This window comes from Thiopseudomonas acetoxidans, from assembly GCF_030362935.1.
Classification (GTDB): domain Bacteria; phylum Pseudomonadota; class Gammaproteobacteria; order Pseudomonadales; family Pseudomonadaceae; genus Thiopseudomonas; species Thiopseudomonas acetoxidans.
The window spans coordinates 83,738-98,150 of record NZ_JAUCDY010000002.1; the positions used below are offsets into that span (position 1 = coordinate 83,738).

The window sequence follows — 14,413 nt, forward strand, 5'->3', positions numbered from 1 at the left end:
ATTAACGCGTAATACCGCGGGTTGAGTTGCGGATAGACTCGCAAAAAAGAGCCACTTCAGCAAACTGCGCGGCACTGTCTTCAAGTTTTGCCAGGGCATGATCGACTGTGTTACCACTGCGATAGACAATCTTGTATGCGCGGCGCAGCGCCTGCATGGCCGTCTCTGATACGCCACGACGACGCATGCCTTCAAAGTTCATACTGCGCGCTTCTGCCGGATTGCCTGCCACCATAACAAAAGCAGGAATATCCTTACCTATAGCTGTGCCCATCGCGGAAAAACTGTGTGCACCTATATGGCAATGCTGGTGTACCAACGTAAAGCCCGACAAAATCGCCCAGTCATGCACATGCACATGCCCCGCTAAAGCGGTGTTGTTGACCAAAATACAGTGATTACCAATCACACTATCATGACCAATGTGCACATAGGCCATCAGCAAGTTATTATCGCCAATAGTGGTTTCGCCACGGTCTTGAACGGTGCCACGATGAATAGTGACACCCTCACGGATAGTATTGTTATCGCCGATAACCAGTCGGGTGGGCTCGCCCTGATATTTCAAGTCTGGAGTATCTTCACCCACACTGGAAAACTGCAAAATCTTGTTATTGCGCCCAATCACTGTTGGTCCCTTAAGAACCACATGGGAAGCAATAACAGTACCCTCACCAATCTCTACATCAGGACCTATTACTGTCCAAGGGCCGACCTGCACATTTTCTGCAAGCTTAGCCTTAGGGTCAACAATAGCGCGAGGGTCAATCAAACTCATAACTTTCGTTCCGCACAAATAATTTCAGCAGAACAAACCGCTGTACCCGCTACAGTAGCTTTGCAGTCGAACTTCCAAATGCCGCGCTTAACACTAATAAAGCGCGCATCGAGCTGCAGCTTATCGCCCGGTACTACTGGGTGACGAAAGCGTAGCTTGTCTGAACCGACAAAATAATAAAGCACTCCGTCTTCCGGGGTGGCATTCATCATTTTAAAACCTAACAAACCTGCCGCCTGCGCCATAGCTTCGATAATCAACACGCCAGGCATTATGGGATGCTGCGGAAAGTGACCATTAAAAAAAGGCTCATTAATACTGACGTTTTTATACGCACTAATTGTTTTGTTTTCTAAATCCAATGTTTCTACACGATCCACCAGTAAAAAAGGGTAACGATGCGGTAACAACTGGCGAATTTCATTTATATCCATCATGGTTTTATAGCCTTTTTATAATTGAAGTCATCATAAAAGCTGCATTAGCACTGCAGCTCGAACACAGAACTTCAATTTATCAACAGAAAAATATATTACATGCTTCGTAAGATGAGTTATTACGCCTTAGAGTCACCTACCAAGGCTTTTTCCAATTTACGTACTTTTTTGGACAGCTCATCTAACTGACGAAAACGTACTGCACTTTTTTTCCACTCAGCAGCCGGCTGCATGGCTGTACCAGAAGAATATGCGCCCGGTTCGGTGATGGAATGAGTCACCATAGTCATTCCTGTAACAAATACATTGTCACATAGCTCAATATGACCCACTAAGCCAACACCACCTGCGAGTAGGCAGTGTTTACCAATTTTAGTGCTGCCAGAAATCCCAACGCAGGCTGCCATAGCCGTGTGGTCACCCACCTCGACGTTATGCGCAATTTGAATTTGATTGTCTATCTTAACGCCATTGCCAATTAGCGTGTCCTTTAATGCACCCCGGTCTATACAGGTATTCGCACCTATCTCGACATCATCACCGATGGTGACACCGCCAATTTGAGCAATTTTTTGCCATGCTCCTTCATGTTTAGCAAAACCAAAACCTTCGCCACCAATCACCGCGCCTGACTGAATCACCAGTCGTGCTCCGGCTTTAACATCGTGGTACAGGGTTACTCGTGGCGCTAACCAACTGTCTGCGCCTATGCGACTACGTGCACCAATAAAACAATGTGCGCCAATCACCACATTGGCTGAGATCTGTACGTCCGCCTCTATAACTACACCTGGGCCAATGCAGGCCGTTGCATCAATCTGAGCGCTATCATCAATATGCGCGCTCGGATGAATGCCGGGTTGTGCTTTTGGCTTGGGATCAAACAGGTGGGAAATTCGCGCAAAAGCCAAATAAGGATCGGCCACTATCAGGCAATTACCGCGGTAATTCTGTGCATCTTTTTCTGTCAGCAGCACCGCACCCGCTTGTGTTTCGGCCAATTGCTTGCGGTACTGTGGGTTAGCCAGAAAACTAATCTGATTGGCTTGTGCATCCTGCAAGGTAGACAAGCCATTAATCACAACATGTTCGTCGCCCTGTATCTGCGCATCAACCTGATCAGCCAGCTCTTTTAAGCTGTAAGTAAACCCTGTCATATCAACGCATCTGGTTTAAGCGTTCAACTACGCGCAACGTGATGTCTAGTTTAGGACTTACATCCACTACTGCTGCTCTGTCTATAACAAGATCATAATTGCCACTTTTCAGAACTTCCTCAATCGCTTTATCGAGCTTCGGCTTAATGCCTTGCAAAAAATCTTGCTCTGCTTTTGCGCGTGCCTCGTTGAACTCTTGTGACTTAATCTGCACTTCACGTACTTTTTGCTTGTAGTCGAGCTCTAAACGCTCGTACTCAGCCTGCTGCATTTTCTCGCCATCTTTTTGTAAGCGCTGCTGCAATTTTAACGTATCGTTTTCCAGCGTTTTAATTTTTTCAAATTGCGCGCCGAATTCTTTTTCATGCTGCGTTTCGTATTTTTTAGCAGCATCTGATTCCATCAGTGCCATCTGTACATCAAGCACAGCAATTTTAAGCTCAGCATGCGCTGCACCGCTGATAATTAAACTGGCAAACACAGCTAACTGAATTAATTTACGCACTATGACACTCCTTGAATGATATATATTTTGTACTAGAACGTTTGTCCAAGAGTAAACTGGAAGAACTGGCTGCTTGAGTTTTCTGGCTTTTTAAGCGGTCTACCCACACTGAAGCTAAGCGGTCCCATAGCAGTTACCCAAGTTAAACCCACACCGGCTGAGCTGGCTAATTCACTGGCGCTTATACTACAGCCCTCTTCGTTACGGGCTTTTTGGTACTTACTACAGCTGGTATTAAAGACGTTACCCACATCCCAGAACGCATAACTACGGAATGAGCGCTGATCTTTGATAAAGGGCATGGGGAAAATCCACTCAACACCACCCTGGATTAAAACGTTACCACCGAAAGGTAAGTAGTCTTTATCCCAATCTTTATCATGCGGCGTGCTGCGAGGCCCTAAACTGCTGTCTCTAAAACCACGGACTGAGCCAAAACCACCGGCATAATAGTGCTCATAGAAGGGCAATACTTTGGTTGAGCCGTAGCTGTCAGCATAACCAAGCTGGGTATGGAAACGTAACAATTGTTCGCTGCTACCTAAACGCTTATACACTTGACCGTTATAGTCCAGGCTATAAAACGACAGATCACTGCCTGGAATCGTTGCATCTACAAAAACACCTTGCGAATAGCCGCGGGTGGGCAATACACCGCGGTTAAGCGTGGACGTAGACCAACCTGCCGAGCCTTTAAAGATGTTGTGATCTTTACCTTCGCGCTTAGCAAAGTCTTCAATTTCTTTTGCTGGAATACTGCCAATTTTGATCGTGTCTTTCTGCGCACCCAAGCCAAAAGTCAGGCGCGACTCTTCACTAATGGGGTAGCCAAGCGTTACACCACCACCGTAACTATCCACCGAGTAACTGGCTACATCAACTTTGAGCTTCTTAAAGTTAGTTTCACGGTAGTAAGCGTTATAACCCAAACTAACACCGTCAACGGTCCAGTAGGGGTCAACAAAATTAAAGCTATAGGCGCTCTGGTATTCACTGCGCGTTAAACCAAAGCTGACGTAGTTACCCGTCCCCATAAAGTTGCTCTGACTAATAGAGCCACCCAAGATTAAACCTGCGTTTTGCGCGTAACCAATACTGGCAGAAATAGAACCTGAGGCTTGCTCCTCAACACTGATATTAACGTCAACCTGATCGTCAGTACCCGGCACTGCAGGTGTTTCAACGTTAACTTCTTTAAAGTAACCTAGACGCTCAAGACGTGTTTTAGACTGATCAATCAGATAGGTTGATGCCCAACCGCCTTCCATTTGACGCATTTCGCGGCGCAACACTTCATCACGGGTTTTGGTGTTGCCGCGAAAATTAATACGATTGACGTAAGCACGTTTACCTGGGTCAACGACAAAGGTAATGCTAACTGTATTGTCTTCTTCGTGAACCTGCGGCACACCGCTCACGTTAGCAAAGGTGTAGCCATCATTACCTAAACGACGGGTAATCAAATCAGCTGTAGTGGTCATTACCTTGCGCGAGAAGATTTGCCCCTCGCCCGTCAACAACAAAGCTGTGACTTCTTCCTCAGGAACCTTGAGATCGCCCGACAACTTAACCTCGCGAATGCGATACTGCTCGCCCTCGTCTACGTTAACCGTTAGATACACATGCTTTCTATCAGGCGTGATCGACACCTGAGTTGAAGTTATATCCATGTTGATATAACCACGGTCCAGATAATAAGAACGCAAGCGCTCTAAGTCGCCGGAAAGCTTTTCGCGCGAGTACTTGTCGTCACCCTTGAAGAAAGACAGCCAATTGCGCTCTTTAAGCTCAAAAATGTCCGTCAGTTCATCATTGGAAAACACCTTGTTGCCCACTACGTTCACGTGGCGAATAGAAGCAACAGCGCCTTCTTTAATTTCAATTTTGATGGCCGTTCGGTTGCGCTCTTGTTGCACAACAGTGGCTTCAATCTGTGCACCATAACGACCCTGGGCTACATACTGCCGATGCAGCTCATTACGCACACCCTCTAAAGTGGCACGCTGAAAGATTTCGCCTTCAGCTAGGCCCGACTGCTTAAGCCCTTTAAGCAAATCTTCGGTTTTAATTGCTTTGTTACCCGTGATTTCAATACTGGAAATTGAAGGACGTTCAACCAAGTTAACCACCAACACAGCCTCATCGCGGCTAAGTTGGATATCTTGGAAAAAACCAGTCTTAAACAGAGCCTGTGTCGCTTCAACCAAACCACGCTCATCAACTTCGTCACCCACTCCCAGCGGCAAGGCGGCGAACACGCTGCCCGCTGAAACGCGTTGTAAACCATTGAGACGGATATCAGCAATCGTAAAAGGCGCTGCTGAAGCTTCAGACATAATTAGTGCGGAGATTACCGCTGGTAATAACAGACGTTTCATGCTGTCCTTTATTTGTTTTTTTTGTGGTTAAAAAGCTGCCTTAAGCACAGCAACCAACAATCTTATAAACGCGTTATATCATTAAACACTGCAAAAAACATAACGCACATTACCAGAGCAATACCTATTTGCATGCCCCACGTTTGTATCTTTTCTGAAACCGGTTTTCCACGAACCCACTCGACCGTATAAAATAACAAATGTCCGCCGTCTAGCACAGGGATAGGTAATAAATTTAACACCCCTAAACTGATACTTAAATAGGCTAAAAAGTTCAAAAAACTACGCAGGCCAGATTCAGCTGAAGCGCCCGCTACTTTAGCAATGCTTATGGGTCCACTCAAGTTTTTTGCAGACAACTCACCAAAAAGCATTTTCTTAATTGAGGCCAGCGTCATGCTGCTCATTAACCACGTGCGATTTGCGCCTTCAGCAATGGCGGCGACTGGACCAAAACGCGTATGTACTAGTTTATCGTCAGGCCAAGCCGAGCTACTCGCACCAGCCCCTAAATAACCCACTGGCTGCTGTTCATCGCCACGTGCGGATAGGTGCACCGGGATAAGTAATTGTTGCTGTTGGCGCTCGACTAAAACATCTACCTGCTGATTGGGCTTGGCTTGCACATAACCAACGACCTCATGCCATGAAGCCATAGGCTGTCCATCAATCGCAAGAATTAAGTCCTGTTCTTGCAAACCTGCCTTATATGCAGGCCCTTGTGCATCAAGCTGGGTTAACTGCGCTTCAACCGTAGGGCGCCAAGGTATTAAACCCAACGAAACCAGTGGATTTAAATCCTCCGCTCCCCTCTGCCACTCCTGCAGCTGTAGTAAATAACCCGTAGCTATTGAATCGCCGGGCACGAGCGCATCAATACGCAATAAGCCCGTCTCACCTGCTCGCCTAATTAACTGAATATTAATATCTGACCAGCCAACCACTGAATTGCCGTCAATGGCACTAATTTCCAGCCCTGCTTTTAGACCTGCCTGCTCCGCCAAACTTTGCGGCAACACCTGCCCTATGATGGGCCTTGGTTCTTGCGTGCCCAACATGGCCAGACACCAAAAAAACACAAAAGCCAATAAAAAGTTAGCCACCGGACCCGCGGCCACAATGGCTATACGTTGCTGTACCGACTTATGATTAAAGGCGTACGCTTGTTGCTGTTCGGTCAGTTCACCTTCGCGGCTATCAAGCATTTTTACGTAACCACCCAAAGGAATGGCGGCTATGACAAACTCTGTGCCGTGACGATCATACCAACGCAGCAAAGGCGTACCAAAACCCACAGAAAAGCGCAGTACTTTCACACCGCACTTACGCGCCACCCAAAAATGGCCGTATTCATGAATCGTTACCAACACACCTAAAGCCAATAGGGTGCCAAAGAGCATGTACAAACTGCTCACCTGCTATCTCCTCGCCAAACTACAGTTTTGCGTTAGCCATATCTGAGCCAACTCACGCGCTTGCTGATCCGCTGTTAAAACTGTCTGCAGATTAGTCACAGACTGCACTGCTAGCTGCTGCAATACCGTTTCAATCAAATGAGCAATAGCTAAAAAACCAATCTGTCCCGCTAGAAAACCTGCTACCGCGACTTCATTAGCCGCATTAAGAATAGCAGGTGCGGTGCCGCCCTGCTCAGCCGCATCACGCGCTAATTTTAAACAGGCAAACCGCTCTAAATCCGGCTCATAAAAATCCATACGTGCTAACTGATACAAATCCAGCGGCGACACACCCGATTCTATCCTGTCAGGCCATGCCAGCGCATGGGCAATGGGTGTGCGCATATCTGGATTACCCAACTGGGCTAATACAGAACCATCCACATAGTCGACCAAGGAATGAATCACGCTTTGCGGATGCACCACTATTTCAACCTGCTGCGGCTTAGCATCAAACAACCAGCAGGCCTCAATCAGCTCCAAGCCCTTATTCATCATAGTGGCCGAATCGACAGAGATTTTTTGCCCCATCGACCAGTTTGGATGCGCACAGGCTTGTGCTGGTGTCACCTTAGCCAGATCAGCCAAAGCAGTTTCACGGAAAGGCCCACCCGAAGCGGTTAGTAGTAAACGACGCACGCCCACCTGTTGTAAGCCTTCATGATAATTACAGGGTAGACACTGGTAGATAGCGTTGTGTTCACTGTCTATAGGTAAAAGTTGTGCGCCATGCTCACGCACAGCCTGCATAAAGAGCGCGCCAGACATCACCAGTGCTTCTTTATTGGCCAGCAACACTTTCTTGCCTGCCTTGACTGCCGCAAGTGTTGGCACCAAACCAGCTGCCCCAACGATAGCGGACACCACAGCGTCTACCTCTGACGCACTGGCAACCTGACATAAACCCGCATCACCAAATAGTAGCTCAGTGTCTAAACCCAAACCGGTCAACTGCTGCTGCAATACTTCGGCATCTTGCTCCGTTTCGACTACGGCATAGCGCGGACAAAAGCGCTGGCAAAGCTCTACCAGCTTATCGAGCTGGCGGTGGGCTGTGAGCGCAAACACCTGATACGTCTGCGGATGTTGGCTAATAACATCCAACGTGCTGGCACCAATGGAGCCTGTAGCACCAAGAATCGTAATTTTCTGCACTACTGAACCGCCCAACCCGCAAAGATTAAAAACAAAGCAAACAAAGGTAAGGCAGCGGTAAGGCTATCAATACGATCGAGCACACCACCGTGGCCGGGCAGCAGATTACTGCTGTCTTTTACTCCAGCTTGGCGCTTGAACATGCTTTCGGTTAAGTCTCCGATAACAGAGAACAACACTATAATCACCGCTGCTATCAGAAAAACAATGATCTGCTTGGCTGTTAAAGAAAAATACAGCGCACAGCCCAAGGCTACTAACACACTGGCTAACAAGCCGCCGTATAAACCCGCCCAGCTTTTACCTGGACTGACATTAGGCGCTAATTTACGCTTACCCAAGGCTTTACCCGAAAAGTAGGCGCCGATATCAGCAGCCCACACCATCAGCATAATGCTGAAAATCAAAGCATTACCTTGGACGAATGATTTGATTACCAGCAAACCAATCCCTGCCGGTAATAGAACCAGCCAACCAATAAGCAGCTTACCCAATAAACCGCCCCAGAGACTGACCGAGCGCGGATAACTCATCACCATTAGCGTGGCCGCACACCACCATGCCAAAGCAACAAGTAGTACGGGTAACTCTATTGCTGGCACTAGCTGTAGAGTCGCAAATAACACAGCGGTCACCACTGCATAGCCAACACGCTGCGACTGCCGCAAGCTGCCTGCCAACTGTGCCCACTCCCATGCTCCCAGAGTTAACACCAGACCAACAAACAAACTAAATGCCCAGCCTGATAGAGCAAAAAAACCAAACAAGGCCAACGGCAGCAACCATAAGGCCGTGATAATCCGCTGCTTTAACATACTAATTAATGCTCCGCTGCAATCTGATCGCTGGTTTTACCAAATCGACGTTGCCGCAAAGCAAAGTCTTCTAAGGCATCGCGCATAGCTTGATGCTTAAAGTCAGGCCAGAATAAGTCCGAGAAATAAAGTTCAGTGTAGGCAAGCTGCCATAGCAAAAAATTACTAATTCGATGCTCGCCACCTGTGCGAATCAACAAGTCTGGCTCTCCAGCTCGACCTGTAGCCAGATGCTGACTAAGCAGCTCCTCATTAATTTCACTTAGTTGTAAATGCCCTTGCTGTAACTGCAAAGCTATTTGACGTGCGGCCTGGGTAATATCCCAGCGCCCTCCGTAGTTGGCTGCAATTTGCAGGGTGAATTTACAATTATCAGCCGTGCGCTGTTCAGCTTGTTCAATTTCTTTTTGTAGCTCGGCATGAAAACGGGTGCGCTCGCCGATGATTTTTAAGCAAATGCCGTTTTTATCGAGCTTATTGACTTCACGCTTTAGGGATAGCAAAAATAGCTCCATCAAAGCACTGACTTCATCCTCGGGACGCCGCCAATTTTCACTTGAGAACGCAAACAGCGTTAACACCTCAACCCCTGCTTCAACGCACACCTCTATTGCTGCGCGTACCGCATCAACACCGGCTTTATGGCCAGCGATGCCAGGCAAAAAGCGTTTTTTCGCCCAGCGATTGTTGCCATCCATAATAATGGCCACATGTCTTGGCACCACCGCTGCTTGCGCACTTTTTTGCTTGACCATGCTGGCTCCGCGCTAGACTTCCATCAAATCGGCTTCTTTAGCCGTCAGCATTGCATCTATTTCGTCGATGAACTTGTCTGTTACCTTTTGCACTTCATCAGCTGCACGACGCTCATCGTCTTCGCTGATTTCTTTTTCTTTTACTAGTTCTTTAATTTGCGACAACGCATCACGACGCACGTTACGCACTGCAACGCGAGCATTTTCTGCTTCTTGACGCGCTTGGCGGCTGTAAACCTTGCGGGTTTCTTCAGTTAACGCTGGCATAGGTACACGGATCGTGGTTCCAGCTGTTGCTGGGTTTAGACCCAAATCAGCTTGCATAATGGCTTTCTCAACAGCCTGAATCATGCTGCGATCAAAGATCGTCAACGCCAAGGTGCGTGAATCTTCAGCAACAACGTTAGCAACCTGACGCAGTGGCGTATCGCTGCCATAGTAAGAGACCATAACCCCATCAAGAATACTGGGGTGAGCACGACCGGTACGAATTTTGGCAAATGCATGCTGTAAAGATTCGGTCGATTTTTGCATACGTTGCTGTGCGTCTGACTTAATTTCATTAATCATTATCTACTTCCTCAATCAGGGTGCCTTCTGCTCCACCTAAAACCACATTCAATAAAGCACCCGGCTTATTCATATTAAATACACGCAAAGGCATTTTATGGTCACGGCACAGGCAAATAGCCGTTAAATCCATCACCTCAAGCTGACGCGCTAACACTTCATCATAGGTTAGGCGATCAAATTTTTCCGCATCAGGGTTTTTGAAGGGATCAGCAGTGTATACGCCATCTACTTTGGTCGCCTTCAGAACCACATTCGCGTTGACTTCAATACCACGTAAACAGGCAGCAGAATCCGTGGTGAAAAACGGGTTACCCGTACCAGCCGAGAAAATAACCACCTGCCCTTTTCTCAGATGCTCCATGGCTTTACGGCGGTCATAGTGATCAGTCACCCCAACCATAGAAATAGCCGACATAACCAACGCAGGAATATTAGAGCGCTCCAACGCATCACGCATGGCTAGTGCATTCATTACGGTAGCCAGCATGCCCATATGATCGCCAGTCACCCTATCCATTCCCACAGCCGATAAAGCCGCACCACGGAACAGGTTACCGCCGCCTATGACCAGCCCTACTTGGACACCAATGCCAACGAGCTGACCTACTTCTAGAGCCATACGGTTTAGTACTTTTGGGTCAATACCAAAGTTTTCAGACCCCATTAAAGCCTCACCGCTTAACTTCAGTAAAATACGTTTGTAGCGCGGTTGGCGACCAGCTTCTGGCTGCGTCATACTTTTTCTCCTCGAATTTACGCACAATTATAAGGAAGTTCTAAATAACTGGCTACGCAGGTTAATGTTTAGTTAATTATTTAGAAGCTCCTTAAAAAAAAGCTGCCACACATATTCAATGTGGGCAGCCTTTTTTAAATCACCTAGCAACGCTGGTGCTTACTTTTTAGAAGCGGCTACCTGTGCAGCAACTTCAGCAGCAAAGTCTTCTTCTGCACGCTCAATACCCTCACCCACTTCGTAGCGAACAAAGCTGAGTACCTCTGCGCCTGCCTTTTCAGCCAGCTTACCTACAGTAACATCTGGGTCTTTAATGAAGGGCTGACTCACCAAGCTGATTTCAGAAAGGAACTTGTTAATACGGCCTTTAACCATATTCTCAACAATGTTTTCTGGCTTGCCTTTAATCTTGTCTTCGTTGAGCTGCATAAAGATTTCTTTTTCTTTAGCGACTACATCTTCATCGACTTGCTCAGGACTCACTACCTGTGGGCTACTTGCAGCGATATGCATAGCGATATCACGCGCCAACTCAGCATTGCCACCCTTGAGCGCCACTACCGCACCAATACGGTTGCCGTGCAGGTAGGCACCTAACACATCACCTTCAACGCGCGTTAAGCGACGAATGTTTACGTTCTCACCGGTTTTGACCACCAAAGCTTCACGTGCTGTTTCACGCTCTGCGATCAATGGCGCTGCATCGGTATAACCTTTAGTAAAAGCTGCATCCAAACTTTCAGCAACGAAGCCCTTGAAATCGTCCTGCATCGCTAAGAAGTCTGTTTGTGAGTTAACCTCGATAATAACTGCAGTTTTATTGTCATCAGCGACTTTTACCGAGATGGCGCCTTCAGCAGCGATATTACCGGCTTTTTTAGCCGCCTTAATCGAACCTGCTGCGCGCATATCGTCAATAGCTTTTTCAATATCACCACCAGCAGCTTCCAAGGCTTTCTTACAATCCATCATACCTTGGCCGGTACGCTCGCGTAGTTCTTTAACTAGAGCAGCAGTGATTTGCGTCATCTTTTATTCCTCATAAATTTGGATAACCCCCAGCACGGATAGCTGAAGTTTTAATCTGAAAAAAAGGGGGTACACAGCCCCCTTTTTTGCGAACAGCACAGAGCCTATGAATTAGGCTTCGGCAACACCTTCATCAGCAACTTCAACAAACTCTTCTGCAGTTGTTGCGCTGCCTTTGCGGGCACCAATGACTGTGTCTGCTACTTGGGTCAAGTAGTACTGAACGGCACGGATAGCATCATCGTTACCTGGGATGATGTAATCGATACCTTCAGGGCTGCTGTTGGTATCCACAATACCTACAACAGGAATACCTAGCTTGTTAGCTTCGCTGATAGCAATACGCTCATGATCAACGTCAACGACAAACATAACGTCAGGCAGACCGCCCATGTCTTTGATACCACCGAGGCTGCGCTCTAGCTTTTCTAGGTCACGCGTACGCATCAAGGCTTCTTTTTTGGTCAGCTTCTCAAAGGTGCCGTCCTGCGCCTGAACTTCTAGGTCGCGCAAACGCTTAATGGAAGTACGAATGGTTTTGTAGTTAGTCAACATACCACCTAACCAGCGGTGGTCTACGTAAGGCATGCCACAACGTGTTGCTTGCTCACTGATAAGTTTGCTGGCGGAACGCTTGGTGCCAACAAATAGAATTTTGTTTCTACCCGATGCTTTCTGCTCGATAAAGCTTAGCGCTTCTTTGAACATGGGCAGGGTTTTTTCTAAGTTAATAATATGAATCTTGTTGCGCGCACCAAAAATGTATTTGCCCATTTTTGGGTTCCAGTAGCGGGTTTGGTGACCGAAGTGCACACCAGCTTGCAGCATATCGCGCATATTTACGTTTTGAGTCATGGTAATTCCTAAGATTAAGTTTGGGTTAGGCCTCCACATATCCCAGCTCTCAACCCGAAGGCACCCAGAAAACTGTGTCGATATGTGTGTGGATTCACTCACTTTATAGATTTTCTACAAAGCGGCGCGTTTTATAGCATATCCAGCATTAAATGACCAGAAAAACATAAAATTACTTGCTAGAGCTACAGTTCTTTAAGGGTAATAAAAGCCGGCCATTCAGCACTCTTATAAAACTGCCGGCAAGTATTTGAGCTGACTCGCCCTTGTTGGTTCCCAGCTTCTGGGCGATGTGGTTTGTAATTCTGGCTTAGGTGTTACCGGGGAATTTTTCATCGCGCAAAAGTTGCGCTCCCACACAGTACCGGCACAAAGCGCTGCACCCTCAACAGGAGTTGCGCCGGTCTCGCATAGCATTGCGCCTTAAGGTATTATATGTTCATGCAAAACCTTTCTTCGCGACCCACAAATCCAGCATCCGAAATCCTTACAGTCAGCCAGCTTAATCAGCGGGCGCGTCAGCTGTTGGAAGATGTATTTCCACGCATCTGGGTAGAAGGTGAAATTTCTAACCTAGCCCGCCCAGCTTCTGGACACCTTTATTTCACCCTTAAAGATGCACAAGCTCAGATACGCTGCGCTTTTTTTCGGCAGAATGCAGCCCGCACGCGGCAAATAATTGAAAACGGCAGCTTGGTTAAATTGGCTGCCCGAGTATCTCTTTATGAAGGTCGTGGTGATTACCAATTAATTGTTGAACAGCTAGAGGCTGCAGGTGAAGGCGCATTGCGCGCTGCATTTGAAGCGCTTAAACAACAGCTTCTAGCAGAAGGCCTATTTGATCAGCAGCGTAAAAAAGACCTGCCAAAATACCCTCGCCGCATCGCCGTGGTCACCTCACCGACCGGCGCTGTATGGCAAGACATTCTCAGCGTGTTTGCACGCCGCGCACCACAAATTGCCTTAACTCAGGTACCCACCGCAGTGCAGGGCAAAGAAGCTACCGCTCAGATTGTACAGGCACTAAAACTGGCCGATCGCGGACAGTTTGATGCCATTATTTTGGCTCGTGGCGGTGGTTCATTAGAAGATCTTTGGTGTTTTAACGAAGAAATAGTAGCGCGCACCATTGCTGACAGCATCACGCCTATAGTAAGCGCCATTGGTCATGAAACAGATATCAGCATCAGTGACTTTGTCGCTGATGTGCGCGCACCTACGCCAACCGCAGCTGCTGAGTTATTAGCACCGGAACGTCAAGCATTACTACAAAGAATCGATTATTTACAGCAACGCTTGCAACGCCGTCTAAGCGATCGACTCAAGACGCTAAATCAACAATTACATGGTCTTAACGCACGCATACGTCACCCCAAGCAGCGTATCGAGCAAAGCATGCAGCGTTTAGATGAACTTGAATTGCGTTTAACCCGCGCATGCACTCAGTTACTACAAAGTAATCAGCAACAGGTTCAGTTGTGGCAAGCTCGGTTACAAATACAACACCCACAAACCCTGCTTAATCAACAGCAGCAATGGTTAACCCACCTGCAGCAAGCACTGACTAAAAACATGGCAATGCTGCTCAACACTGAGCAAAAAAAGCTAAAAGGCATGGCGCAAGCTTTGCATTTGGTCAGTCCATTAGCTACTTTAGAAAGAGGCTACAGCATCCTGCGCGATGAAACTCAGCAGGTCATTCGCAGTAGCCAACAAGTGCGCACCGGGCAACAACTACAAGCGCGCCTAGCTGACGGCCAGCTACTCGTTCAAGTACTCTAGT

At 47.5% G+C, this 14,413-nt stretch carries 14 protein-coding genes; 1 reads left to right on the plus strand and 13 read right to left on the minus strand.

Annotated features, from left to right (window positions below; all coding sequences use genetic code 11):
- Position 1: 1 nt before the first annotated feature.
- From lpxA to rpsB, 13 genes are all read right to left on the minus strand, one after another.
- Positions 2-778, minus strand: a complete 777-nt coding sequence (lpxA, locus tag QEZ41_RS02430) for an acyl-ACP--UDP-N-acetylglucosamine O-acyltransferase (RefSeq protein WP_289409789.1) — start codon at positions 776-778, stop codon at positions 2-4.
- On the minus strand, positions 775-1,215 hold the full coding sequence (gene fabZ, locus QEZ41_RS02435; RefSeq protein ID WP_289409791.1) for a 3-hydroxyacyl-ACP dehydratase FabZ: 441 nt from the start codon (positions 1,213-1,215) through the stop codon (positions 775-777). Before fabZ ends, lpxA begins: the two co-directional genes overlap by 4 nt.
- A gap of 119 nt (positions 1,216-1,334) precedes the next feature.
- Complete coding sequence (gene lpxD, locus QEZ41_RS02440; protein WP_289409793.1) at positions 1,335-2,372, minus strand: UDP-3-O-(3-hydroxymyristoyl)glucosamine N-acyltransferase; 1,038 nt, start codon at positions 2,370-2,372, stop codon at positions 1,335-1,337.
- Between the two features lies 1 nt (position 2,373).
- Complete coding sequence (locus QEZ41_RS02445; protein WP_289409794.1) at positions 2,374-2,877, minus strand: OmpH/Skp family outer membrane protein; 504 nt, start codon at positions 2,875-2,877, stop codon at positions 2,374-2,376.
- A 32-nt stretch (positions 2,878-2,909) separates the two neighbouring features.
- Positions 2,910-5,255, minus strand: coding sequence for an outer membrane protein assembly factor BamA (bamA, locus tag QEZ41_RS02450; RefSeq protein ID WP_289409796.1), 2,346 nt, complete (start codon positions 5,253-5,255; stop codon positions 2,910-2,912).
- 62 nt (positions 5,256-5,317) lie between these two features.
- Positions 5,318-6,670 (minus strand): RIP metalloprotease RseP, encoded by a 1,353-nt coding sequence (rseP, locus tag QEZ41_RS02455; RefSeq protein WP_289409797.1) that lies wholly within the window; start codon positions 6,668-6,670, stop codon positions 5,318-5,320.
- 3 nt (positions 6,671-6,673) lie between these two features.
- Positions 6,674-7,867, minus strand: coding sequence for a 1-deoxy-D-xylulose-5-phosphate reductoisomerase (ispC, locus tag QEZ41_RS02460; protein ID WP_289409798.1), 1,194 nt, complete (start codon positions 7,865-7,867; stop codon positions 6,674-6,676).
- A complete protein-coding gene (locus QEZ41_RS02465) occupies positions 7,867-8,682 on the minus strand; it encodes a phosphatidate cytidylyltransferase (protein WP_289409799.1) in 816 nt (271 codons plus the stop codon). The genes ispC and QEZ41_RS02465 overlap by 1 nt, the downstream gene beginning before the upstream one ends.
- 5 nt (positions 8,683-8,687) lie before the next feature.
- Positions 8,688-9,437, minus strand: a complete 750-nt coding sequence (uppS, locus tag QEZ41_RS02470; protein WP_289409800.1) for a polyprenyl diphosphate synthase — start codon at positions 9,435-9,437, stop codon at positions 8,688-8,690.
- Positions 9,438-9,449: 12 nt separating this feature from the next.
- Positions 9,450-10,007 (minus strand): ribosome recycling factor, encoded by a 558-nt coding sequence (frr, locus tag QEZ41_RS02475; protein ID WP_289409801.1) that lies wholly within the window; start codon positions 10,005-10,007, stop codon positions 9,450-9,452.
- Positions 10,000-10,746, minus strand: a complete 747-nt coding sequence (gene pyrH / locus QEZ41_RS02480) for a UMP kinase (protein WP_289409802.1) — start codon at positions 10,744-10,746, stop codon at positions 10,000-10,002. The genes frr and pyrH overlap by 8 nt, the downstream gene beginning before the upstream one ends.
- Positions 10,747-10,905: 159 nt before the next feature.
- Positions 10,906-11,775, minus strand: coding sequence for a translation elongation factor Ts (tsf, locus tag QEZ41_RS02485; protein WP_289409803.1), 870 nt, complete (start codon positions 11,773-11,775; stop codon positions 10,906-10,908).
- Between the two features lie 111 nt (positions 11,776-11,886).
- A complete protein-coding gene (rpsB, locus tag QEZ41_RS02490) occupies positions 11,887-12,630 on the minus strand; it encodes a 30S ribosomal protein S2 (RefSeq protein ID WP_289409804.1) in 744 nt (247 codons plus the stop codon).
- Between the two features lie 441 nt (positions 12,631-13,071).
- Here rpsB and xseA point away from each other — a divergent pair, with 441 nt between their 5' ends.
- The gene (xseA, locus tag QEZ41_RS02495) at positions 13,072-14,412 is read left to right on the plus strand and encodes an exodeoxyribonuclease VII large subunit (RefSeq protein ID WP_289409805.1); all 1,341 of its coding nucleotides are present in this window, start codon (positions 13,072-13,074) and stop codon (positions 14,410-14,412) included.
- Position 14,413 lies beyond the last annotated feature (1 nt).

Excerpts from the sequence above, each read along its gene's own strand:
- lpxA (WP_289409789.1), bottom strand. The coding sequence starts at position 778 with ATGAGTTTGATTGACCCTCGCGCTATTGTTGACCCTAAGGCTAAGCTT.
- fabZ (WP_289409791.1), bottom strand. The coding sequence starts at position 1,215 with ATGATGGATATAAATGAAATTCGCCAGTTGTTACCGCATCGTTACCCT.
- lpxD (WP_289409793.1), bottom strand. The coding sequence starts at position 2,372 with ATGACAGGGTTTACTTACAGCTTAAAAGAGCTGGCTGATCAGGTTGAT.
- bamA (WP_289409796.1), bottom strand. The coding sequence starts at position 5,255 with ATGAAACGTCTGTTATTACCAGCGGTAATCTCCGCACTAATTATGTCT.
- QEZ41_RS02465 (WP_289409799.1), bottom strand. The coding sequence starts at position 8,682 with ATGTTAAAGCAGCGGATTATCACGGCCTTATGGTTGCTGCCGTTGGCC.
- uppS (WP_289409800.1), bottom strand. The coding sequence starts at position 9,437 with ATGGTCAAGCAAAAAAGTGCGCAAGCAGCGGTGGTGCCAAGACATGTG.
- frr (WP_289409801.1), bottom strand. The coding sequence starts at position 10,007 with ATGATTAATGAAATTAAGTCAGACGCACAGCAACGTATGCAAAAATCG.
- pyrH (WP_289409802.1), bottom strand. The coding sequence starts at position 10,746 with ATGACGCAGCCAGAAGCTGGTCGCCAACCGCGCTACAAACGTATTTTA.
- tsf (WP_289409803.1), bottom strand. The coding sequence starts at position 11,775 with ATGACGCAAATCACTGCTGCTCTAGTTAAAGAACTACGCGAGCGTACC.
- rpsB (WP_289409804.1), bottom strand. The coding sequence starts at position 12,630 with ATGACTCAAAACGTAAATATGCGCGATATGCTGCAAGCTGGTGTGCAC.
- xseA (WP_289409805.1), top strand. The coding sequence starts at position 13,072 with ATGCAAAACCTTTCTTCGCGACCCACAAATCCAGCATCCGAAATCCTT.